At 67.9% G+C, this 22,363-nt stretch carries 19 protein-coding genes; 4 read left to right on the forward strand and 15 right to left on the reverse strand.

What is annotated here, in order from left to right; genetic code table 11:
• Positions 1-16: 16 nt before the first annotated feature.
• The 3 genes from OXG33_00390 to OXG33_00400 form a co-directional block, all read right to left on the reverse strand.
• Positions 17-1,051, reverse strand: coding sequence for a Gfo/Idh/MocA family oxidoreductase (locus tag OXG33_00390; GenBank protein ID MCY4112385.1), 1,035 nt, complete (start codon positions 1,049-1,051; stop codon positions 17-19).
• Positions 1,052-1,212: 161 nt separating this feature from the next.
• Positions 1,213-3,030, reverse strand: a complete 1,818-nt coding sequence (locus OXG33_00395; GenBank protein ID MCY4112386.1) for an SLC13 family permease — start codon at positions 3,028-3,030, stop codon at positions 1,213-1,215.
• 27 nt (positions 3,031-3,057) lie between these two features.
• Positions 3,058-4,011 (reverse strand): NAD-dependent epimerase/dehydratase family protein, encoded by a 954-nt coding sequence (locus OXG33_00400; GenBank protein ID MCY4112387.1) that lies wholly within the window; start codon positions 4,009-4,011, stop codon positions 3,058-3,060.
• Between the two features lie 87 nt (positions 4,012-4,098).
• Between OXG33_00400 and OXG33_00405 the strand changes: the two genes are divergently transcribed.
• Positions 4,099-5,196 carry a D-alanine--D-alanine ligase gene (locus OXG33_00405; protein ID MCY4112388.1) on the forward strand — a complete coding sequence of 366 codons (1,098 nt, stop codon included), beginning with the start codon at positions 4,099-4,101 and terminating at the stop codon, positions 5,194-5,196.
• Positions 5,197-5,206: 10 nt separating this feature from the next.
• On the opposite strand, the gene OXG33_00410 is transcribed toward OXG33_00405, so the two are convergent.
• The 6 genes from OXG33_00410 to OXG33_00435 all read right to left on the reverse strand — a co-directional run bounded on the left by OXG33_00410 (position 5,207) and on the right by OXG33_00435 (position 12,837).
• Positions 5,207-5,893, reverse strand: a complete 687-nt coding sequence (locus OXG33_00410; GenBank protein MCY4112389.1) for an RraA family protein — start codon at positions 5,891-5,893, stop codon at positions 5,207-5,209.
• A 201-nt stretch (positions 5,894-6,094) separates the two neighbouring features.
• A complete protein-coding gene (proC, locus tag OXG33_00415; protein ID MCY4112390.1) occupies positions 6,095-6,898 on the reverse strand; it encodes a pyrroline-5-carboxylate reductase in 804 nt (267 codons plus the stop codon).
• A 63-nt stretch (positions 6,899-6,961) separates the two neighbouring features.
• Positions 6,962-9,190, reverse strand: coding sequence for a ComEC/Rec2 family competence protein (locus OXG33_00420; protein MCY4112391.1), 2,229 nt, complete (start codon positions 9,188-9,190; stop codon positions 6,962-6,964).
• Complete coding sequence (locus OXG33_00425) at positions 9,187-9,477, reverse strand: helix-hairpin-helix domain-containing protein (GenBank protein MCY4112392.1); 291 nt, start codon at positions 9,475-9,477, stop codon at positions 9,187-9,189. The genes OXG33_00420 and OXG33_00425 overlap by 4 nt, the downstream gene beginning before the upstream one ends.
• A gap of 115 nt (positions 9,478-9,592) precedes the next feature.
• A complete protein-coding gene (locus OXG33_00430) occupies positions 9,593-11,602 on the reverse strand; it encodes a molybdopterin biosynthesis protein (protein ID MCY4112393.1) in 2,010 nt (669 codons plus the stop codon).
• On the reverse strand, positions 11,599-12,837 hold the full coding sequence (locus tag OXG33_00435; GenBank protein ID MCY4112394.1) for a molybdopterin molybdotransferase MoeA: 1,239 nt from the start codon (positions 12,835-12,837) through the stop codon (positions 11,599-11,601). The genes OXG33_00430 and OXG33_00435 overlap by 4 nt, the downstream gene beginning before the upstream one ends.
• A 32-nt stretch (positions 12,838-12,869) precedes the next feature.
• Between OXG33_00435 and OXG33_00440 the strand changes: the two genes are divergently transcribed.
• Positions 12,870-13,229 carry a hypothetical protein gene (locus OXG33_00440; protein ID MCY4112395.1) on the forward strand — a complete coding sequence of 120 codons (360 nt, stop codon included), beginning with the start codon at positions 12,870-12,872 and terminating at the stop codon, positions 13,227-13,229.
• 168 nt (positions 13,230-13,397) lie between these two features.
• Positions 13,398-15,035 carry a chaperonin GroEL gene (groL, locus tag OXG33_00445; GenBank protein ID MCY4112396.1) on the forward strand — a complete coding sequence of 546 codons (1,638 nt, stop codon included), beginning with the start codon at positions 13,398-13,400 and terminating at the stop codon, positions 15,033-15,035.
• 367 nt (positions 15,036-15,402) lie between these two features.
• Here groL and OXG33_00450 read toward each other — a convergent pair whose 3' ends face one another.
• The gene (locus OXG33_00450) at positions 15,403-16,278 is read right to left on the reverse strand and encodes a sigma-70 family RNA polymerase sigma factor (GenBank protein MCY4112397.1); all 876 of its coding nucleotides are present in this window, start codon (positions 16,276-16,278) and stop codon (positions 15,403-15,405) included.
• A gap of 542 nt (positions 16,279-16,820) precedes the next feature.
• Between OXG33_00450 and OXG33_00455 the strand changes: the two genes are divergently transcribed.
• A complete protein-coding gene (locus tag OXG33_00455; GenBank protein MCY4112398.1) occupies positions 16,821-17,303 on the forward strand; it encodes a hypothetical protein in 483 nt (160 codons plus the stop codon).
• Between the two features lie 152 nt (positions 17,304-17,455).
• On the opposite strand, the gene OXG33_00460 is transcribed toward OXG33_00455, so the two are convergent.
• From OXG33_00460 to coxB, 5 genes are all read right to left on the reverse strand, one after another.
• Complete coding sequence (locus OXG33_00460; protein MCY4112399.1) at positions 17,456-18,232, reverse strand: cytochrome c oxidase assembly protein; 777 nt, start codon at positions 18,230-18,232, stop codon at positions 17,456-17,458.
• Positions 18,233-18,340: 108 nt separating this feature from the next.
• On the reverse strand, positions 18,341-18,685 hold the full coding sequence (locus tag OXG33_00465) for a cytochrome C oxidase subunit IV family protein (GenBank protein ID MCY4112400.1): 345 nt from the start codon (positions 18,683-18,685) through the stop codon (positions 18,341-18,343).
• A gap of 16 nt (positions 18,686-18,701) precedes the next feature.
• A complete protein-coding gene (locus OXG33_00470; GenBank protein MCY4112401.1) occupies positions 18,702-19,319 on the reverse strand; it encodes a heme-copper oxidase subunit III in 618 nt (205 codons plus the stop codon).
• Positions 19,316-21,154, reverse strand: a complete 1,839-nt coding sequence (gene ctaD, locus OXG33_00475; protein ID MCY4112402.1) for a cytochrome c oxidase subunit I — start codon at positions 21,152-21,154, stop codon at positions 19,316-19,318. Before ctaD ends, OXG33_00470 begins: the two co-directional genes overlap by 4 nt.
• A 46-nt stretch (positions 21,155-21,200) precedes the next feature.
• Positions 21,201-22,262 carry a cytochrome c oxidase subunit II gene (gene coxB / locus OXG33_00480; GenBank protein MCY4112403.1) on the reverse strand — a complete coding sequence of 354 codons (1,062 nt, stop codon included), beginning with the start codon at positions 22,260-22,262 and terminating at the stop codon, positions 21,201-21,203.
• Between the last annotated feature and the right edge of the window lie 101 nt (positions 22,263-22,363).

Here is a 22,363-nt window from a genome sequence, read left to right on the forward strand (position 1 = left end):
CAGTCGGGCCGCCGCACTACAGATCGAGGTTCACCGGCTCCCACTGGCGCGACTTGGCGCTGCGGTAGGCCGCGTCGATCACCATGTTGGCGATATAGCCGTCGACGAAGTCCTCGTCGGACGGCTTGCCCCGGCTCAGGGCCTCGACGAAGTGGAACATCTGGCCGTGGTAGCCGTACTGCCATGCTTCATCGGCCTGCGGGAAGGTCCAGCCGGTGTCGGAGTCGGCCTTTTCCTGCACGTAGCCGATGGAGTTGAGGCTGAAGGCCCGAATCGGCGTGCCGTGGGTGGAGTTGATGTGGATCAGCCCGTCGGTGCCGTAGACCTCCGTGCGCACGTCCATGCCGCCGTGATTGCTCCAGCCGGCCTCGACCTGGCCGAGGCTGTCGTTCTCGAAGCGGACAAGCGCGATGGCGTTGTCCTCGAAGGGCACGTCGTGTTCCAGGGTGTCGGCCCAGCAGAACACCTCCTTCGGCATCACGTCCTTGCCGACGAAGATGCGGCACGCGGCCACGGCGTGAATGCCCATGCCCAGGAGCGGGCCGCCGCCGCTCTTTTCCACGTCCCAGGCATAGCTGGCGTGGGAGCCCGTGTGGGCCTCGCGCGCGCGGACGATGAGCACCTTGCCGATGGCGCCATCCTCCACCGCCTGCCGCGCCCGCAGCACGTCGGGCATGAAAGCCTCGGTCTCGGCGTAGCCATGCCACACGCCGTGCTCGCGCACCGCGTCGAGGATGGTCTTGGCCTCGGGCCCGTTGCGACCGAGCGGCTTGGTGCAGACGACGGCCTTGCCAGCTTCAGCGGCGGCAATGCAGGCGGGCGCGTGGGCGTCGTTCGGCAAACCGACCGCGACCAGGTCGACGTCGTCACGCGCGACGGCCGCATGCATGTCGGTGGTCCACTCGGGAATGCCCCACTCGCCCGCAAACTTCGAGGCCCGCGCCTCACTGCGCGAGAAGTTCACCACGACCTCTTGGCCCGGCACGTAGCGCAGCGCGCGCATGAAGAAGTCACACACGAAGCCGCTGCCGAGCATGGCGATGCGAATCATTTGGACGCTCCCTCTTTTGGAAACCTTTGCATGAGTGGTCGATGTCCCGCGCGCAAGCCTCGGATGACCCTCACCCTAACCCTCTCCCTTCAAGGGAGAGGGGACCGGACCGGCTCTCCGAATCTCCGCTGGAGTGATTGCGCATCGGTCCCCCTTTGGGTTTATGAACCTCCGGCGCCAAACATCAGCGCCAGCATGCCGAAGTCGACGAGCAATACAAGCAGGGCAATGGGAATGCCGGCGCGCGCGTAGTCACGCGGGCGAAAGTTCCCCGGTCCCATGACGAGCAGATTGACCGGGTGCGCGTAGGCGGTGATAAATCCCGTTGAGGCCGCCAGCGCCACACCCATGGCAAACATGCGGTGGTCGGCGCCGACAAGGGCCGCGGCGCTGAGCGCCACCGGCGCCATCAGCACCGCGGTGACGTGGTTCCCGAGCACGTGGGTGAACATGGCGGTAAGCAAGAGCATGCTGGCGAGCAGCATCCAGGGACCGCCGTCGCCGAGCGACTCGGCCAGCGACTCCCCGACCAGCGCCGCGGCGCCGCTCTGTCGCATGGCCTCGGCCAGGGTCAGCATGCCGCCGATGACCACGATCGCGCGCCAGTCGACGGCGGCCAGCGTCTCCCGGCCGCGAACGCAGCCGGTGGCGACCATGGCCACCGCCGCCGCCAGCGCCACGATGGCCACCGGCGCGAGTTGCAACATGAGCGCGGCGGCGAATCCGGCCACGATGGCGATCGCAATGGGCGCCTGTCGCGGACGCAGCGTAAGGCCCACGCGCTCGGTCACGACTACGAAGTCTGGGTCGTCGCTTAGCTCCGCGATTCGCGGCAGCGGTCCGAGCACCAGCAACGCATCGCCGACGCGCAACGGCATGTCATGGAGGTGGGTGCGCCGGGGCGCCCCGTCTCGCCAGATGCCCACGACGCTCAATCCGTAGCGATCCCGGAAGTTGAGCGAGGGCACCGTCTCACCCACCAGGGTGCTGCGCGGGGCCAGCGACGCCTCGGCAAACTCCACGTTTTCAGTCTGCAGCGCGGCGGCGCCCAGGGTCGATGGGCGTGGCTCGGGCAGCGCGAAACGCTCGCGCAGCCGGACGATGTCACGGTTGCGGGCGCTCATGACCAGTACGTCGCGCGCGTTCAGCGTCATTTCAGGCGCCGGCGCGATGTCCGTGCGGCCCTGCCGCTGGATGGCCACGATGGAGATGCCGAAGTCGGTGCGGATGCCGCTCTCGCGCAAGGTGAGCCCCACGAGCGGGCTGGCGGGCGGAATGGCAACTTCGTATAGGCGTTCTTCGAGCCGATAGGGCACGTGGTCTTCGCGCGCCCGCGGAAGCAATGCATCACCGGCGGCGCCTGACGCATGCCGCGGCAATATCCGGTGCCGCCCGAACACCAGCGCCAGAATTCCGGCAACCAAAATCGCCGCTCCGAACGGCGTGAAATCCAGCAGGCCGAACGGCTCGATCCCTTCCTGGACGACCACGCTGTTCACCAGCAGATTCGACGGCGTTCCCACCAGGGTGAGCACGCTGCCAAGCAGGGTGGCGTATGACAGCGGTAGCAATACGCGGGAAATCGGGATCTTGAGCTCGCGCGCGGCGGCCACCGCGGCTGGCAGGAGCACGCCGCCTGCGGCAATCGCGTTCATGAAGCCCGAGAGCAGGGCGGCGGCGAGCACCGTGAAGGCGATCAGCCGCGCCTCGCTGTTCCCGGCGAGCCGCCCGATCAAACGTCCCATCCAGTGCGCCACGCCGGTGTTCGCGAGGCCGGCGCTCATCACCATCACCGCGCCGATCGTCACGACCGCGCTGTTGGAGAACCCGCGCAGGGCCGCCTCCAAGTCGATTGCGCGACCAAGGAACAGGACCAGCAGCACGCCGATGGCCGTCACTTCGAACGGCACGCGTCCGCTGGCCAGGGCCACCACCGCAATAGCCACGACCACCAGCACGAACACGATCTCGCCGGTCATCCGAATGCCGCGCGCCGCATCCGGTGGCTAGCCCTCGTCCTCTTCCGGTGGGAGCAGCGTGGCGGCTCCCTCAACGTAGGTCGGATAGCGCAGCTCGACGCCAAGCTCCTCGCGCACCTTGGCGTTCGAGGTTGGGTAGGAGCCGGTCACCAGGCCGAACAGGCTGGAGGAGATCGAGGCCTTGGTGCGCGTCAGGCGAGTGAAGCCCTCGTGCAGCTTCACCAAACCCTGCACCAAGTGCTTGGGCGACGACCGCGGCGGACGCGCTCCGGATTGCGCGGCCAGGTAGCGCAGATACTCGCCGGCCGGGGCCGGGTGGTCGTCCACCGCCAGGTACACCTCGCCGGAGCGCCCCCGGAGCGCGACGGCCTCGAGAATCGCGGCAGCGTCCTCCACGTGGATGCGGCTGGTCGGGTGCTTGCCGCCGCCGATGAGCCGCAGGTTGCCGCCCCGTAGCGACTCAAGGGTTCCACCGTCAGGGCCATACACCGTCCCCGCCCGCACGACGCGCGCCGGAAGCCCCTCCGTTTCGTGCTGTTCCTGGAGGTATTGCTCCGTTTCGAGATTGAGCCGCCCCAGCACGGTATTTGGCGCCGGTGGCGATGTTTCGGTCAGCGTGTCCCGAGACCCTGCGCCAAACACGGCCATGGTGCTGCCGTAAACGAACGACGCGATATCGGTTCCACTCAGGGCCTCGACGACGTTCATCACGCCGCGGATGGTGCGCCGCTCCATGTCGTCCTCGCTGTCCGAGACACTGCGCATCACGTAGAAGACGTGATCGCCGTCCCGGCCGAGGTCTTCCAGCTCGTCCGGGTCGCCCACGTCGGCGAGCTCGATCGTGACGCCAAGTTCATCGAGCTCGGGGGCCGCGTCTTCGTGCTCGTCGATGCCGCGGACATCCCATCCCGCAGCCGCCAGCCGGCGCGCCAGGGCGCTGCCGGTGAAGCCGGTGATGCCGATGATGAGCCCGTTGGGCATGCGTTGCGACCGGGTGGTCAGGGCGTCTACATCGTGACGCTACGCCTCGCGCCCGTGCAAGCCACGCGGAGTCGCTAGGCTATTGCTATGGAATTCCCCTCCGGCCGCCTGAGCATTGGCGTGATATTCGGCGGACGCTCCGGCGAGCATGAGGTGTCGCTGCGGTCGGCGGCCTTTGTGATGGATTCCCTCGACCGCGCCAAGTACGACGTGGTGCCAATCGGCATTGGCAAACAGGGCGAGTGGCTGCTAGACGCCGATCCAATGCGCCAGCTCAGCGCGGCGCCCGCCGCCGACTCCGGCGCGTCGCTGCCGGTCACGCTGCCGACGGCGCATCTCCCCGCCTCGGGACGGGCGTCGGTTGGGGCGCTCGACGTGGTGTTTCCGGTACTTCACGGCACCTACGGTGAAGACGGCACGGTGCAGGGGCTGCTGGAGCTTGCCGACCTGCCCTACGTGGGCTCGGGCGTCACGGGCTCGGCCGTGGCGATGGACAAGGGCGTGGCGAAGGCGGTCTTGCGTGACCACGGTCTCTCGGTGGGTCTCTGGCACGTCGTGACCGTGTCGGCGTGGCGGGCCGACCCAGCGGCCGTGCGGGCGGAGATCGAGGCGCAGCTGACCTATCCGCTCTTCACCAAGCCCTGCAACCTGGGGAGCAGCGTGGGCGTGTCCAAGGTCCACAACGCCGGTGAACTCGACGACGCCATGGCCGCCGCGGCCGAATTCGACCGCCGCATCATCATCGAGCAGGGCGTCCCGAACGCGCGTGAGATCGAGGTCAGCATCCTCGGCAACGATCAACCCGAGGCGTCGGTATGCGGGGAAATCGTCCCGGCGACCGAGTTTTACGACTACGCCGCGAAGTACGAGGACGACCGGTCACAGGCCATCGTCCCGGCCGAGCTGCCACCGCAGCTGGCCGATCGCATTCGCGGGGACGCCGTGCGGGCGTTTCGCGCCCTGGACTGCGCCGGCTATGCGCGGGTGGATTTTCTGGTCGACGCCGAGACGCTGGCGCCGACCATAGGCGAGATCAACACCATTCCCGGCTTCACCGAGATCAGCATGTATCCCAAGCTATGGGAAGCCAGCGGCGTGCCCGCGCGGGAGCTCATGGACCGGCTGATCCGGCTGGCGCTCGAGCGCCACCAGGAACGTCGAAGCCTGCGGACGTCCTACACGTAGGCGGTCGGGGCTAGAGGCCGGTCTTCTCGCGCAGCTTGGCCACCGTAAAGCCCGGCTGCTGCGCAAATTCCTTGCGCCCGGCCTCGTAGTCCAGCACATTGCGCGCCGCTTCCGCGAGCTCGCCCGCCACTTCGTCCGGGATGACCACCACGCCGTTTTCATCGGCGTGTACGAGATCGCCCATCTTGATGGGCGTGCCGTCGATGATCACCGGATCGCCCGGCTCCAAGCTCACCGAGGTGCCGTGCGACACGGTGACGCCGCGGGCGAAGTATTGGACGCCAATCTCGCGCACCTCGGAGAGGTCGCGCACGCACCCATCGGTGACGACGGCCACGCCGCCCAGCGCCTTGAAAATGGTGGCCATGACGTCGCCGAAATGGCAGGACTTGGCCGGGTTGTTTCCCGAGTCCTGGATCACCAGGATCGTTGGGCTCGGTGAGCGCTCCACCAGCTCCCACAGATCCATCTGCCCCGACGGATTGCGGCGGCGTCCGTGGGTCGTGCTATCGCCCTTCACGGTCACCGCGTAGCCCACCACGGCCTCGCCGATCTCCGGGAATAGGCAACGCACGTCGCTGCCGAGGTATCCCTCGGTCCGGTCGCGGACGTTGAACTCTTCGATCGCGTTGGCGATCGTGGCTGAATCGATCTGGCGCAGCTCTTCGAGCTGTTCGGGCGTCAAGTTGACGGCCAAGGCTCACCTCGTGGCGTCCTTCACACACGCGGGGCAAACCGTAGCACGGTGTAGCCAAGGACCTGACCCGTTCGTGGTGAGCCCTTCGGCAGGCTCAGTCGAACCACGCCCTTCGACAAGGTCAGGGCGAACGGAACCATGGCGGTCGCCGGGGAAAGTGACAGTGCTCCCGACGCATGTCCACGACCCGTGTGAGTGCGCTCAGCCGAGCTCCTGCGATCGGCGGTAGGCCGCGGTCACGGCGGCGAGGAACGCCGCGCGCAGGTCTCGCTCCTCGAATGCGTCGAGCGCGGCGGCCGTGGTGCCGCCGGGCGAGGTGACGGCATGCCGCAGGGCCTCGGCGCTCATGTCGCCGGCGTTCCACAGCTCGGCGGATCCGATGAGGGTTTCCCGAACGAGCGTTGTGGCGATCTCCCGGTCGAGCCCGACGGCGACGGCGGCGTCGACCCACGCCTCGGCGACCAGGTAGACATAGGCGGGGCCGCTGCCGTGCACCGCCGTCGCGGCGTCCAGCATGTCTTCGGCGTGGACCTCGATCTCGGCGCCAAACGATCCCAGGATCTGTCGGGTGCGACGGCGGTCGGCGTCGTCAACGCCGCTGCCCGCCATCCAGACCGTCATGCCGCGGCCGATCTGGGCCGGCGTGTTGGGCATCGCGCGAACGAGGCGCGAGGCGCCCAGCGCGGATTCCATGGTTTCCAGGCGCACCCCGGCCATGATCGAAATCACCAATTGCAACGGCGCCAGCGCGGGGGCGAGGACAGCCGCCACCGTGGCGAAGGACTGCGGCTTCACGGCGAGAACCAGCGCCTGCGCGCCCGTCACGTCGTGCGGCAATCCCTCGCCAGCGGTTGCGCCGGTCGCCGCGACGACGGCATCGCGGCGCGCGTCGTCAATCTCGCTCACGACGATCGACGCGGCGGGAACCGCGCCGCTGGCGGCCAGGGCGGATACCACCGCACCGCCCATTGCCCCGGCGCCGATGACGGTGACGCGCTCGCTCACGGGTCGCGACCTCAAGGAAGAACCGACGTTGGCGATCCTACCTGCTGATTGGCCGGGCAAGGCTCAGCGCCGCACCTCGATGGTTCCCCGGTCGGCGCGGAGCCAGGCGCTGCCGACAAGCCGTGGGGTGTCGAGTGTGGGCTCCGGAACGACGATTTGGCCATCCTCATTCACGGCTCGCGCGACGATTTCGGGAAGTCGAGGGTGCGGGGCAATTACGACTGCGACGCCCGAGTCCCGCAGGGCGGACGCGGGCATGGCTCCGAGCGTCGTGGACCGGCCGAGCACCAGCACGTCCGCGCGCAGGTCCGCTGGCAGCGCCGGCTGCGACACGGTCGGCGGGGCGACGGCGAACACCGCGTCGCTTGACCTCACCAACACCCAGGCGCGGCCTTCTGCCGGGACTAGCTGCGTTTCCAGGGCGCCGGTAGTCCGGCTCGCGTCCACGACGACGGGCGCGCGGCCGGCACGGTTGGGCGCTACCAGGTGCGCCCCCAACGCATGGGTGGGAGGCGCTTGCACTACGGCTACGTCTCGGGCGCCAACGAGGTCGAGGGCCATGTGCGAGAGATTGCCGCCCGACGAGGCAACGGCCAGGTTGTCGACCTGGAGGTCCCAGCGCGGCAGCGCGCGGTCAAGCAGCAACCGGTCCAGGCGGCTTCCCGCGACGACCACCCGGTCATCGCCCTTCCTGACGTAGACGGTGGGAGCACGGCCCGAGAGGTCGACGGTGGCCACCGTGGCGCCGTCGTCGAAGACGCGTGGCATTCCCGCGACCGCCATCGCCGGCGGCGCGATCAAGGCGACCAACGCCACGCCGTAGACGGCGCGTCGGGGAAGCACGATCGACCCGACGCGTGAGCGAACGAGACGCGGCGGCGGACGGCCAAGCAGGACCAGCGCCGCGCCTATGCAGAGATATGAGACCAGCGCCTGGGGCAAGTCGAACCCGCTGGTCGCGAGCGAGGCCCCTGGCAACTGCGCGGCGAGCCGCCCGGCCTGAATCAAGTACTCAAGCGGAAGCCAGGCGGCCCACCCGACCACGTCGGCCGCCGGCCACCCGGCGGACGCCCAGATGGCGACGGGTGCGCCGGTGGCCATGATGGCGGCTGGCGCCGCGAGGGCCAGCAGATTGGCCGGCACCGCCATGAGCTGAAAGCGCTCGAACGTGTGGGCGATGATCGGGGTCACCATCAGACTGGCGGCCGTGGTGGTGGCGATCAGCTCGGCGCTCCACCGGGGAAAGCGGATGCGTTCGGTGAGCACGGCCGACACGCGCGGCGCAATCACGATCAGGCCCAGCGTTCCCGCGAACGACAGTTGAAATCCGACGTCGCCCAGCGCCTGGGGCTGTACCAGCGCCATTCCAGCTCCGGCCAGCGCCAGCGCCGTGAGCGCATCGGCGTCCCGCCCGAGGATCCATGCCACGAGCACCAGGTCGCCCATGATGGCCGCCCGTATCACGCCCGGCTCGGCGCCGGCCAGCACCGCGTAGAGCGGCAGCAACACCGCGGCCAGGCCGACTCCATAGCGGCCAAGCCCCCAGCCGGCGAGCCGTCGCACCCAGAGCGCGATCAAGGTGATGTTGAAGCCCGAGATGGCGACGATATGAATCAAGCCCGACGTGAGAAAGTCATCTCGCAGCTCGTCGGGCAGTCGTTGACGAATGCCCACGAGCATGGCCGAGAGCAGCGAGGCATGGGGCTCGGGCAAGGCCGAGCGAATGCTGGCGTCGACATGGCGCCGCAGGCGCAGAAGCGCCGGAGGATCCGCGGCCGTGCCGGCCTCGATGACCCTAACCGTGGCGTCGCCCAGCGTCCCGGCCCAGGTGTCGGCGTTTCCGGCGAGGGAATTCGTAGCCCGCGGGCTTGCGGGCACGAACACCCCGCTGACCGCCACTCGGGCGTTCGGCAGCGCCAGGGCCCGCGGAGCGAAGACTTGCACGCGACCTGCGGCCGGCCGCGACCCCTGGTCCTGTGCTCCGGCAACACCCACAACTTGGAGCGTTCGTCGCGGGCCCGGTACGTCGTCGACCACGGTTCCGATCACCGTCAGCGCCGCTCCTGCAGGCGCCTGCAGCAACGGCGTCTGCGAGGCGACGTGATGACCGCCGCGCGCCAGGCCAAGGGCCAGCGCGGCGAGAACCGCACCAACCAGCAATAGGCGGCGGCCGGTTAGGGCAGCTGCCGCGCCTATGACGGCCAGCCCGATGACCGCCCAAGCCGGCGCTGGGCCCCACCAGGCGGCGAGCCCGATCCCCAGCAAGATCGCCGCGCCCAGCCAGGCCGTCACTGAGCTGAGGGCGCTTGAGCCGGGAGCCGCTGCACCACGCTCGCGGGGATTCCCAGATCGGTGAGCGTCCGAGACTCCGTGATGGAGCCAAACAGGCGGCGGTAGGTGGTAATCCGCTCGGCGTACAGGGGGCCGATGCCGGGCAGCTCATCGGCGAGCTCCTCGGCGGATGCCGCGTTGATCCACTGGAGCGTCGCGGCCGAAAGCTCGATCGCCGCGCTCGATTGCGCGACCTGAGGCGGAGCGGACTCCGGCAGGGCACTGGGCGTAAGGATCGCCAGCGCCACCGCTGCAGGCGCGAGGAGGAGGCCGATCCAGCGATAGACCCTGAGGTGTGACGGGGAGTCGGCATTAGCGGCCCGCCCGCCCGCCGGCTGCGCTTGCTCCGGCGTATTGGCCAAGCTAGGTCGGCGTTTCGCCCGCCGGCGAGGCTGGAAGCTCGGCGGCCACCTGCCCCATCCGCGACGTGTCGTAGCCGCCCATGGCCTCGACCTCGCGCGCGAATGCCGAATCGCGCAACACGTCCAGAACGGGCTGCAGCACCGGCGATTCGTAGTGCTCGCGCGGGATGACGAGGTCGTAGCGCTCTTCGAGCAGCGGGACGAAGTCGAGATTCAGCGCCCGGGCGGCGGCCAGCACGCCGAGACCGGCGTCCGCGCCGCCGGCGGCCACGTCGGCGGCCACCGCGACGTGGGTGTACAGCTCGCGGTCATAGCCGCCTATTGCCGCGCCGGTGAGACCGCGGCGCTGCAACTCGTAGTCCAGCAGCATCCGGGTGCCCGAGCCTCGCTGCCGGTTCACGAAGACAACGTCGTCGCGCACCAGGTCATCAATTGCCTGGATGCCGCGCGGATTGCCGGGAGCGACCATGAGTCCCTGTTGGCGGTGCGCAAAGGTCACAAGGACGACATCGCGACCGGGAAGGATGCGTCGAACGTCGGCGACGTTGTAGGCGCCGGTGTCCGGGTCGATCAGGTGGCATCCGGCGGCATGTGCATTGTTCCGTCGCAGCGCCACGAGCCCGCTCTGACTGCCGACGTTGGTCGACGCCACCGCTGCCGGGGCGAAGCGCCGGTGGACCTCGTTGGCCAGAAGGTCGAGGGCGGGATCGTGGCTGCCGATGAGCACCGCGGTGTGGTCGACGGCATCCGGATCGGTGAGCAGATCCACGCCGACCGATGATCCCGCCGCGAGCCCTTCGGACATCCTGGGAATGCGGATGACGCCGTCGGCGCGCACCATCGAGGTGATCATCCCGGCCCCGCGCGCGAGCGGCGCGGCGATGGTGCGCTCCCCGACGCGCCCGACTTTCACGCGCACGAATTCGTCGTCTCCCATCGGCGACACCACGGCCCGCGGGACCACCGCGCGCAGCGTTGGCCGGCGGCTTCGCCGCCGGCCGAGCCTGGCGTCGATGAGCGGGGCCACGAACAGCTCCATCGCCAACGCCGCGGACACCGGATACCCGGGAATGCCCACGACAGCGCGCCCGCGCGCGACGCCAAGGACCACCGGGTGACCCGGCCGGATCGCCACGCCGTGCACCAGCACCTCGCCGTGCGCGGCGATGACTCGCGCCGTGAAGTCTTCCGCGCCTGCCGACGAGCCGGCGTTGACGACCACGATGTCGGCGCGGTCGAGTGCCTCATCCACGGCCGCTCGCAGGCGCGGGAAGTCGTCGGGTATCGGCGGCAGACGCTCGGCGTCCGCGCCCCACTCCCGCGCGGTTGCGGCCAGCATGAGCGAGTTTGAGTCCACGATCTGGCCCGGCTCGGCCTCGGCTCCCGGCGGCACCAGCTCCGAGCCGGTGGGAAGCACCGCCACACGTGGGGGCTGACGGATTTCGAGCGACGCGTGGCCGGCCGCGGCGGCGGCGGCGATGTCCACCGGACGCAGCGTGTGGCCGGCGGGAAGCACCAATTCGGTCGCCACGATGTCCTCGCCCAGCGGACGAACATGCTGCCAAGGCGCGACAGCCGCAAGGATCTCAACGCTGCCGTCGCCGACCTCGTGCAGGTCTTCCAGCATCACCACCGCATCCGTGCCTAAGGGCATGGCGTCGCCGGTGTCGACCCACACGGCGTCCCGGCCCACGCCAAGCCGCAGCGGCGACGTGGGCGACGCCCCGAGCGTCGTTTCCGCCGCGACCGCGACGCCATCCATGGCTGCGGCGTGGTAGTGGGGGTTTGACGAACGGGCCCAGACCGCCGAGGCCGTGACCCGTCCCACCGCCGCTTCGAGGGGCACGGAAACCGCCGGTCCGGGCGCCAGGGCGCCCGCACGGCGCAGCGCCTCGTCGAAACGCGCCCGCGCCTCGTCCAGCGGCACGTCCTGCAAATACGGCACGCGGTCGCCGCTCCCAGGTTGAGCGTCGTGGCTGGGTCGCTCGCCCGATCGGGAGGGCGCGGTCATGCCAGCGGGCGAATGTCGACGAACGCGCCGACTTGGAGGCCGTTCGCGTCGGCCGGTATCCGGATCAGCGCGTCGGCGCGCACGAGCGTGAAGATGAGATTGGATGCGCCGAATATGGGCTCCGCCCACATGCAGCCGTCACGCTCAGTGAGGCGCGCGGGGATGAAATCCAGGCGGCCCGCCGTGGATGCCACGTTGCGCGCCAGCCGGGCACGCAGCGGTGACGCGGCGGTGTCGGGCGGGGCGCCTTGCAACCGGCGAATCGTGGGCGTGACCAGCAGGTCGAACACCACGAGCGCAGACACCGGATTGCCGGGAAGGCCGAACACCGGCGTGCCGTCGGCGAGGCCCACGATCGACGGCTTGCCGGGCTTGAGGGCCAAACCGTGCGCCAAGACGCCGGGCGAGCCCAGCGACCCGATCACGTCCGCCGTGTGATCGCGCGTGCTGACTGAGCTTCCGGCGCTGATGACGACGATGTCGCACTCGCCCAGCGCGTCACGCGCCGCAGACTCCAGCGCCGAGCGGGTATCGGGCACGATGCCGTAGGTTCGCGCCGCACCGCCCGCGCGCTCAACCTCCACGCTGAGCGTGGTCGAGTTCACGTCCCGAACTTCGCCCGGTTCCGGCGTCTGGTGAGGCGGCACGACCTCGTCGCCGGTCGCGATGAGCCCCACGACCGGAGCTTGGGCAATTGGGACCTGTGTCACGCCAAGCGCGGCGAGCCCGCCAAGATCCTGCGATCGAAATCGCGCGCCCTGGGGGATGACCACCGCGCCCTCGGCGACGTCGTCGCCGCGCCGAATCACCGCATCCCGGGCCGCGACCGAACGCAGGACTTCGATCATTCGGTCATCGATCCACTCGGTGTGTTCCACCATCACGACGGCGTCGCTGCCCGGCGGCAACATGCCGCCGGTGTGGATCACCATGGCCTCGCCGGGCGCAATGCCCTGCGTCGGCGGCGCGCCCATCGGCACCTCGCCGATCACGGCGAGGGCGGCGGGCAACGACTCGGTCGCGCCGAAGGTGTCCGACGCGCGCACGGCGAATCCGTCCATCAAGGATCGGTCGAAGGACGGACTCGACTCGGGCGCTCGCACCGGGCGCGCCGAAACCCGGCCGGCGGCGGCCGACAACGGCACGGTTTCCACGCGCGGCTCGGGCAAGCCGGCTTCGAGCAGCCGTTCCAACGCCGTTTCGGGCGAAACGACTTCGAAAAGCTCAGTTGCCATGCCCGCGACGCTCTTCAGATGACGGCGTGTGCTTGATTCTGTCGCGCGGGCGGCGCGGCGTCCACGCCGGCCGGCCCGATACACTTTGGCGCCGTTCAACCGTGTCAACGCCGATGTGCGACGCACCGCAGTCTCGCGACGATCCCCGAGCGGCAACATCGCTCAATCTGGGCAGCGTCGAGGTCGAGGTCTCCGTGTGGCGCGGTGGTTCCACATGGCGCGCCGCCGCGCAGGTTGGCCGGCGCGAGGTGATGGTCCTGAACGGCGCGAGCCGCGACGACGCCCTTGCCCGATTGCGCGAGAGCATGCTGGCCAATGCCGAGGTCGCGCGGGCCCTCGGGCTGGCGCCGGTGAGGCGGTGGTCGGCCAACCCTTACTGGAAAGGCCGGTAGGCGCGCCGGCGGTCGATCGAAATCCGGCGGCTCATTCTGTTGGGCTCGGAGACTCTGCGCTACAATTTGGCGCTAACGAAGCCAATCATCGGCTGACCCGCGCGCCGGGTCCCGCAATTCCCCGCGCGCCTTTCCCACACAGCTCACACATTCAGGAGGCTGCCGACTATGCCTGGCAATCCCAAAGAGCTCCGATTCAGCGCCGAGGCCCGCAGCGCCCTGCTGCAGGGCGTGGACGCGGTCGCCAACGCCGTGCGCGTGACCCTGGGTCCCCGGGGACGCAATGTGGCGCTGGGCCGCAATTTCGGGGCTCCCGTGGTCACCAACGACGGAGTGACGGTCGCCCGAGACATCGAGCTCGGAAGCAACTTCGCGAACATGGGCACCCAGCTCATCAAGGAAGCCGCCAGCAAGACCAACGACATCGCCGGCGACGGCACAACGACCGCCACGGTCTTGGCGCAGGCCATGATTCACGGCGGCTTGCGGGCGATCGCCGCCGATTTGAATCCGATGATCCTCAAGCGCGGGATTCAAAAGGCGCTGAAGGCGGCCGACGACGCGATCGGCGAGCAGTCGCGCGAGGTGGACGATCCGCGCCAGATGGAATGGGTCGCGACGATCTCTTCGGGCGATCCCGAGGTTGGTCGGATGATCGCCGAATCCCTTGACCGCGCGGGCAAGAACGGCGCGGTTTCGGTGGAAGAAGGCCGCACGAACGCGCTCGAGCTGGAGTTGGTGGACGGCATGCAGCTCGACCGCGGCTATATCTCGCCGTACCTGATCAGCAACACCGACCGCATGTCGGCGGAGCTGGAAGACGCCAGCATCTTCGTGACGGACTGGCAGCTCAAGAGCGCCCAGGACATGCTGCCGTTCCTGGAGCGCCTGGTGCAGGGCGGACACCGCAACGTGCTGGTCATTGCCGAGGATGTCGAAGGCGACATGCTGGCGACGCTGATCGTCAACAAGGCCCGCGGCCTTCTCAACTCGATCGCGATCAAGGCGCCGGCCTACGGCGATCGGCGGAAGGCGATCCTGGAGGACATCGCGATCTTGGTCGACGCCACGGTGGTGGCGCGCGATCTGGGCGAGGACCTGAAGGACACGCCGCTGTCCGTGCTTGGCAAGGCTCGCCGCGTCCTGGTGACCAAGGACGAGACCACCATCGTCGAGGGCGCCGGATCGACGCGCGACATCAACACCCGCATCGAGCAGATTCGCGCGGAGATGGACAACACCGATTCGGCCTACGACCGCGAGAAGCTCCAGGAGCGCGCGGCCAAGCTGGCCGGCGGCGTGGCGGTGCTGCGCGTGGGCGCCCCGACCGAGGTGGAGCTCAAGGAGAAGAAGCACCGCGTGGAAGACGCCCTGTCGGCGACCCAGGCCGCGGTGGATGAGGGCATCGTGCCCGGCGCGGGGACGGCGTACGTCCGCGCAATGGCCGCGGTCGACCAAGTGCACAAAGAGCTTTCCGGCGACGAGGCGATCGGCGCCCGGATCGTGCGCGACGCCTTGCCGGTGCCCCTACGGCAGATTGCCGTCAACGCCGGCGAGACGGGCGATGTCATCGTTCAGCGCGTCGCCGACGCCGAAGGCCCGATGGGCTACAACGGAGCGGACGGTCAGATCGCCGACCTCACCGAGGTTGGCGTGGTCGATCCGACGAAGGTGGTTCGGGCCGCGCTGCAGAACGCCGGCAGCGTGGCGATGATGATCCTCTCGACGGAGACGCTGATCGCGGACCTGCCGCCGAAGAAGAAGGCTTCGCCGATTCCGCCCGCGGGCGACCTCGGCATGATGTAGCCGAAGGGCTGCCTACACGACGCCCGGCGCCTTGTGCGCCGGGCGTCGTGCGTTAAGGCAGAGAGGCGGCGAAGGGATTGGGGCTGGAGTTTTTATACATGTTCGGGCATTTTCTTCGTGTGCGAAATATCTAGCAGCGGGGCACGCTGGGAACCGGAAAGGCGGGTCTGAGACCCGCCCCTACCCCGGACATTTGGCTTGCGGCCAGGTTCGTCCGGACTGGATTCCGGCTCCCCGCCTGCGCGGGGACAGGCTCCGCCGGAATGACGGAGGGGTGGCGCAAACGTCTCCTTGCCGGGGGAAGGGGTTGGACCCTCATCCCGACCTTCCCCCTCGAAGGGGGAAAGAGTCGAATTGGAGGCGTCGTCTAGGCCAGGAAGTCCTTGAGGCGGCGGGCGAGGCGGGGATGGCGGAGCTTGCGGAGCGCCTGTGACTCGATCTGGCGGATGCGTTCGCGCGTCAAGCCGAACTCCTGGCCGACCTGATCCAGCGTGCGCGGCGTGTCGTCGTCAAGGCCGTAGCGCAGCCGCAGGATCTTCTGCTCGCGCGGATCCAGCATCTCCATCACGTTGTCGAGCTGCTCGGTGAGCAGCTGCCGCGTGGCGGCCTCCATGGGCTCCACTGCGTCGTCGTCGGGGATGAGGTGACCAATTTCGGTGTCGCCGTCCTCGCCGATGGGAGTTTCCAGCGAAATGGGCAGCCTGGCCGCCTGCTTGAGCTCGCCGATCTGGTCCTCCGACATCTCCATCTCACCGGCAATCTCGTCGTCGGTCGGCTCGCGTCCAAGCCGAAGCTGGAGGTCGCGCTGCACGCGGTAGGACTTGGTGAGCTTTTCGTGCACGTGGACGGGCAGGCGGATGGTTCGGCTCTGCTCGGCGATGGCGCGCGTGACGGCCTGCCGAATCCACCATGTGGCGTAGGTGCTGAACTTGTAGCCGCGGCGCCAGTCGAACTTCTCGGCCGCACGCATGAGCCCGGCGTTGCCTTCCTGGATGAGGTCCAGCAAAGGGATGCCGTGCCCGGTGTACTTCTTGGCCACGCTCACGACCAGGCGGAGATTGGCCGTGATCAGGTGCTCGCGGGCGCTTTCGTCGCCGCGCTCGATCCGCTGCGCGAGGTCCACCTCTTCCTTGGCGGTGAGCAGCAGGATGCGGCCAATCTCGTTGAGATAGCTGCGAACGGTGTCCTGGCTGGCCGACTCGAGTTCGAACTGCTCTTCGCGCTGACTGCGGGCCGTGGTGATGGGCGCGGGCTCTTCGGTGCGTTCCTCGGGCCGCTCGTCGCGCAGCTCGATTTCTTCCTCGGCGAGCCGATCGCGGAACCACTGCACGATGTCGTCGGGGATCTGCGTGGTGTCCGGCAGCACCCGGTTGATGGCGTCGCGATAGATGAATCCAGGCTCGGCGCCGAGCGCCACCAGCTCGGCCAACCCGTTTTCAAGAGTCTCTTCGTCAAGGACTAGGGCAACTTCAAGCGTCAACGACAGCCCACCTTTGTGTGCATCAGTGTCTCGATCCCCAACCCTGCGCCAATGGCTCCAGTCCGAGGCCGACGCACGGCGCCAGCACCCGGCAATCGCGGAAGCTGCATCTGCCGATCCGGAGCAGAGGGGTCAGTTTAGACTTCGGGCGATCGCCCGCGAGGTCCGGTCGAGGCGTGGACGCAGCAACTCCATCCAGCGCAGGGATACCAATCTCCACGTAATTGTATACGCCCGCTCGCGGCCGGCGTAAGCGAGATTCGGAGGAATTTCATTTTCGTTGCACGGCGCGGGAGCGCGCTCCTATGCTTGACGGTCGGCAAGCGGTTGCCGACCAACTTCCGAGGCTTCACATCCCGATACCCGTGCGTCGCGCCATTTTCCCGCTGCTGCTGGTCGCGTCGTTCCTTCTCGCGGCCTGTGGCGAGGGGCTGGCGTATGTAGTGGCCGAGAATCCGCCGCCCGACTTCCTGACCACGCCGGCCACGAACTGCCTCGCGCCGTCATGCGAGGTGATCGACGTGATCATGTCGGACTTCAAGATCGTGCCGTCGAGCATGACCACAAGCGCCTCGCGGGTTCGCTTCCGCATCACGAACGAGGGCACCTTCACCCACTCGCTCGAGCTTGCCGTGGATCGCGATCCCGTCACGTCGCCGAATATCGGACCGGGACAGACGGGGTATCTGGACGTCGACGTCCGTCCGGGGACGCGTACGCTGACGTGTCCGATCGAGGGACACGCGGTGCGGGGTCAGCGGGCGACGCTCGAAGTGAGCGGCGGGTAAGCCCGAAGATTAGACGCTCGGGCGCCCACAAAGGGCGCCCCTACGGGGGCGGCGGATTCCGCAATGCGGGAGGATCGCTGAATCCAACGCCCGAGCCGCGGAAGCCCTTACCCTAACCCTCGCCCTCAAGGAGAGGAAACAGGACGTGCCCTCTAGTGCGGCGGGCGGGGTGACGCGGGATGGGCGTCGGGCCGTTGGTTGAGCCAGCGGATGAACTTGACGCTGAGGATGGTCCAGAGCACGAGGGTTCCGCCGAGCTTCATGATGAGACCGCCGATGCGCTGGTCGACGAGCGCCTCCGCTCCACGGGCAAGCTCGTAGGTCGGATACAGCGGGTCGTTGGCGAAGACGAAAATGGCGCTGAAGAATCCGGACGGGATGGACAGCAGCAGCAGGTAGAGCATCTGCATGGGCGGCACGGCCGCGGGCACCGCGCGCACCCGGCTGAGGACCGGCCACCACATCACGAGGCCGCCGACGATCATGGTGAGGTGCTCGAAGTCGTGGGCGATGCGGTCCTGCAGCGCCAGCTCGTAGAGCGGCGGCATGTGCCAGATCCAGAAGGCGGTAGTGCTGAGCCCCAGCGCCACGGGCAAGCGCGTCGCCTGTTGCGCGACGAATCGCACCACGCGCACCCGAAAGATCGGCGCCAGCAGCCAGTCGGGCAGTCCAATGAGCAGCAGGGGCGTCGCCGCGAACACCAGCAGGCTGTGCTGCCACATGTGGACGCTGAAGTGCGTTGCCGCGAGCGTGTCGAACGGCGGGTGCAGCGTCACGAACAGCGTGACGGCGGCGGTGACGAACGCGGCGATCCTGGGCCATGCGACCGGTTCCACACGGTCCGGGTTGAGAGGGCTCACGGCGTAGAGATAGCCGCCGGTGAGCACCAGCAGCCCCAGCGTGATCTCCGGGATCAGATAGAAGGTCATCACCGAAGTCTACGCAGGGCGGGGCGGGGATTCAGCCGACCGCGCCCAGACGGCGGATTCCCCTCACCCTCACCCTCTCCCTTAGGCGGAGGGAACCCGATATGCCTTCTAGGCAATCAGGCCGGTGAGCGTCCAGAAGAGGAACAGAATGATCACGATGGTGGTCGCGATCATGAACGGGAACATGAAGAGCGCGGTGAACAGGCGGTCGTCTTCCCGCAGGTGCATGTAGTACATGACCACGCCGGCGCCCTTGAGGAACGACAGGATGAGCAGCGACGTCGTCGTCCACACGGTGCCCAGCGCGTTACGGATGGCGTCGATGCTGGGAATCATGATCTCGACGATGGTGACGACCGTGAGAATGACCCCCACCACCACGTAGTGGGCGTAGCCGTGGCGCTCGTCGTGCTCCTCGGCGGCGTGGCCCTCGGGGGGATGCTCGGCTGACATCAGTGCGTCACTCGGTCTAGATCAGGTAGATGAGGGTGAAGATGGCCACCCAGACGAGGTCCACGAAGTGCCAGTACAGGCCGACCATTTCGACACCCCAAGTGTCGGCGGTCTGATACCGGCCGCGATAGGAGTAGTACACCACGGCGAGCAGCCACAAAATTCCAATGGCGACGTGCGCGCCGTGGAAGCCGACCAGCATGTAAAAGGACGCGCCGAAGAGATTGGTGGACGGTGTCAGCCCCTCGCGGACGAACGCCGTGAACTCGTAGACCTGGCCGCCGAGAAAGATGGCCCCGAGTGCGACCACCGCCATCAGCCAAAAGCGGCCCCAATTCAGGCTGCGATTTCGGAACGCGGCCAGCGCGAGCACCATCGCCAGACTGCTGGTGAGCAGCACGAAGGTGGTGAACGACGTGAGCACGAGGTCGAGCATTCCCTGGCCGGCCTCGAACGTGTGGTCGCCGTGCCCAAGCATGACCCCGAGGGTGTTGTGCTTGTTGATCAGCATGACCAGGATCAGGCTGCCGAAGAACATGGTCTCCGAGCCCAGGAAGGCCCACATGGCGACCTTGCGGCTGTCGAGGCCGGTGGAGGTGGGGTGCTCCTCGTGTGCGTGAGCGTCGATGGTCATCCGGGCGGTTCCTCGATCCAGCCGATCAGGGAGATGCCAAAGATCAATGCGCCGACCAAGATGAACACCTGGTGGAAGATCAGCCCACAGGCCGCGAGGACCATGCCGGCGGCCACCAGAATGGGCCAGTACGACGGATTTGGCATGTGGATATGCGGTTCATCGTCCTCGTGCGCCGTCTCGGCGGCCGGAGGCTCCGCCACGGCGGCTCCAGTGTGGCCGCCACCGTGCTTCTCCTTCCACACGGGGTAGCGGTCGTCGACCACGGGCACTTCGGCGAAGTTGTAGACCGGCGGCGGCGACGACATGGCCCATTCCAGAGTGCCGCCGTCCCACGGGTCCGGTCCGGCGTCACGTCCGCTGCGCAGGGAGCGGATGGCGTTGATGGCGAAGATGAGCATCGAGAGCCCGATGGTCCACGCGCCCACGGTCGACATCAAATTCCACAGATCCCAGCCCATGTCGGCGCCGTAGGTGTGGATCCGCCGGGGCATGCCGTCGATGCCCAACTGGTGCTGCGGTCCGAACGCGAGGTTGAAGCCGATCATCATGAGCCAGAAGTGGACCTTGCCCCAGCCTTCATTGAGCATTCGGCCGGTCATCTTGGGGAACCAGAAGTAGATGCCGGCGAAGAGCCCGAAGATCGTGCCGCCGAACAGCACGTAGTGCAGGTGAGCCACCACGTAATAGGTGTCTTGCACCTGGGTGTCCACCGGCGGCGAGCCGAGGCTGACGCCGGTAAGACCGCCAAGGATGAACATGGCGATGAAGCCGATGGCGAACAGCATCGGCGTGCGCAAGCTAATCGAGCCGCCCCAGAGCGTGGCGATCCAGTTGAAGATCTTGACGCCGGTCGGGACGGCCACGGCCATCGTGGATATCGCGAAGGCGGTGTCGGCCACCGGACCCAGGCCGACGGTAAACATATGGTGCGTCCAGACGCCAAATCCGACCAGCGCGATCGCCGCGCCTGAGTAGGCCACCACCGCGTAGCCGAACAGCGGCTTGCGAGAGAAGGTGGGCAGGACGTCAGACACGATGCCCATCGCGGGCAGGATCAGGATGTAGACCTCGGGGTGGCCGAACACCCAGAACAGATGCTGCCACAGGACCGGGTCGCCGCCGCCCTGGTAGAGGAAGAAGCTGGTCCCGAGGTAGCGGTCGAAGAGCAGCAGCACGAGTCCGATGGTGATCACGGGGAAGGCGAAGATGATCAGGAACCCGGTGATCAGCGTCATCCAGACGAACATTGGCATGCGGTTGAACGTCATGCCGGGCGCCCGCATGTTGATGATCGTGACGATGAAGTTGATGGAGGCCAGGATCGACGAGACGCCGAGGATCTGGAGCCCAAATGCCCAGAAGTCGACGGCGTGCGTGTCGGCAAACTCCATGGCGGTCAGCGGCGCGTAGCCAAACCAGCCCATGGCCGGAGCGCCGCCGGCGATGAAGCTGATATTCAGGAAGATGCCGCCGAAGAGATAGACCCAATAGCTGAGCGCGTTCAGCCGCGGAAAGGCCACATCGCGCGCGCCGATCATGAGCGGCACCAGGAGGTTGAAGAACGCCGCCGACAGGGGCATCAGCGCCAGGAACACCATGGTCGTGCCGTGCATGGTGAAGAGCTCGGCGAAGCGATCGGGATGGACGAGATCGAGCTCGGGACGCGAAAGCTGCAACCGTATGAGGAGCGCCTCAAGGCCGCCGAGCGCAAAGAACGCCAGCGAGGTGACGAAATAGAGCACGGCGATGCGCTTGTGGTCGACCGTGGTGATCCAACTCCACGCCGTCCCGGCGTAGGTGTTGGGCCGAACGCTGACCGTGGTGGTGGCCATCAGAAACTGCTCCGCGGAGGCGCCGCCGCGACTCGGCCGCACCGTATCACTTGAGACCCATCAGATATTCGGTGAGCGCGTCGATTTCGTCCTCGGTGAGCTCACGCGGCAAGATCATCAGATTGCCGGGCTTCATGCCCGTGGGATCGCGGAGCCAGTGCTCCAGGTCCGTCCGTGACATTCCCATCGTGTTGGCCGCAATGTGGGCGCGGCTCCCGACGTGGGTCAGATCCGGCCCGATGGTGCCGATGTCGGTGACGCCGCGAATCGTGTGGCACAGGGCGCAGCCGGCCGGTGTGAGGAGGGCTTCGCCGGCCTGCGCCAACTCGGTGGTCGGCGGCACGCGGTCGGTCAACTGATGGGCCGCCCAGGCGTCGAACTCTTCAGGCTCCTCCACGACAACCGTGAAGCGCATGAGGGCGTGGGCGGTGCCGCAGAACTCGGCGCACTGGCCCGGGAAGGTACCGGTCTGCTCCGGGAAGATGCGGAACACGCTGGTGCGGCCCGGCACCATGTCCAACTTGCCGCGCAGGGCCGGCACCCAGAAGCTGTGCAGCACGTCCTCACTCTTGATGATGATCGCGGCCGGCCTGCCGACCGGGAGGTGCAGCTCGTTGGCGGTCACGACGCCCAGATCCGGATAGCGAAACTCGAACCACCACTGGTGGCCGATGGCCTCGACCCGAATGGCGTCGTCCTCCGGCTGCTGGGCATTGGCGAAGATCACGGGCACCGTCAGCGCCGCCAGGAGGACGACGAGAATGGTTGGGGCGATGGTCCACCCGATCTCGAGCTTGAGATTGCCGTGGGTCTGCGCCGGCAGGGTGTCGCCGCGCCGCCGGCGATAGCGAAAGATCGTGTAGAGCAAGGCGCCCTCGACGACGACGAAGACGGCCAATCCGGCCCAAAAGACGACCAGGAAGAGCCAATGCGAGGCGCGCGCGGCCTCGGTGGTGGGCTCGAGGATGGTCTGCGGCGTCACGCCGCACGCCGCCAACACGAGGGCGGCCAGCAGGAGGGCCGCGCCAAGGCCGGCCCGCCGAATGAGCCGCTGCGCCGCCCCGGTGGCGCTAGGCCTCAGGTGCGTGCCGTGCATCAGGGCGCGCATGAGGCGCACCGGTTGTCCAATGGCAGTTGTGCGTTAGATGAGTAGGCTGGTGGACGCGCCAGATTACCATGAGGCAGCGGGTGAATTGGTGGCGTGACCGA

This window comes from Chloroflexota bacterium, assembly GCA_026708035.1.
In the GTDB taxonomy this organism is placed as follows: domain Bacteria; phylum Chloroflexota; class UBA11872; order UBA11872; family UBA11872; genus JAJECS01.

What these genes read in the sequence shown, in the direction of transcription:
- OXG33_00390 (MCY4112385.1), bottom strand. Translation starts at nt 1,051, where the DNA reads ATGATTCGCATCGCCATGCTCGGCAGCGGCTTCGTGTGTGACTTCTTC.
- OXG33_00395 (MCY4112386.1), bottom strand. Translation starts at nt 3,030, where the DNA reads ATGACCGGCGAGATCGTGTTCGTGCTGGTGGTCGTGGCTATTGCGGTG.
- OXG33_00400 (MCY4112387.1), bottom strand. Translation starts at nt 4,011, where the DNA reads ATGCCCAACGGGCTCATCATCGGCATCACCGGCTTCACCGGCAGCGCC.
- OXG33_00405 (MCY4112388.1), top strand. Translation starts at nt 4,099, where the DNA reads ATGGAATTCCCCTCCGGCCGCCTGAGCATTGGCGTGATATTCGGCGGA.
- OXG33_00430 (MCY4112393.1), bottom strand. Translation starts at nt 11,602, where the DNA reads ATGACCGCGCCCTCCCGATCGGGCGAGCGACCCAGCCACGACGCTCAA.
- OXG33_00435 (MCY4112394.1), bottom strand. Translation starts at nt 12,837, where the DNA reads ATGGCAACTGAGCTTTTCGAAGTCGTTTCGCCCGAAACGGCGTTGGAA.
- groL (MCY4112396.1), top strand. Translation starts at nt 13,398, where the DNA reads ATGCCTGGCAATCCCAAAGAGCTCCGATTCAGCGCCGAGGCCCGCAGC.
- OXG33_00455 (MCY4112398.1), top strand. Translation starts at nt 16,821, where the DNA reads ATGCTTGACGGTCGGCAAGCGGTTGCCGACCAACTTCCGAGGCTTCAC.
- OXG33_00460 (MCY4112399.1), bottom strand. Translation starts at nt 18,232, where the DNA reads ATGACCTTCTATCTGATCCCGGAGATCACGCTGGGGCTGCTGGTGCTC.
- OXG33_00465 (MCY4112400.1), bottom strand. Translation starts at nt 18,685, where the DNA reads ATGTCAGCCGAGCATCCCCCCGAGGGCCACGCCGCCGAGGAGCACGAC.
- OXG33_00470 (MCY4112401.1), bottom strand. Translation starts at nt 19,319, where the DNA reads ATGACCATCGACGCTCACGCACACGAGGAGCACCCCACCTCCACCGGC.
- ctaD (MCY4112402.1), bottom strand. Translation starts at nt 21,154, where the DNA reads ATGGCCACCACCACGGTCAGCGTTCGGCCCAACACCTACGCCGGGACG.
- coxB (MCY4112403.1), bottom strand. Translation starts at nt 22,262, where the DNA reads ATGCGCGCCCTGATGCACGGCACGCACCTGAGGCCTAGCGCCACCGGG.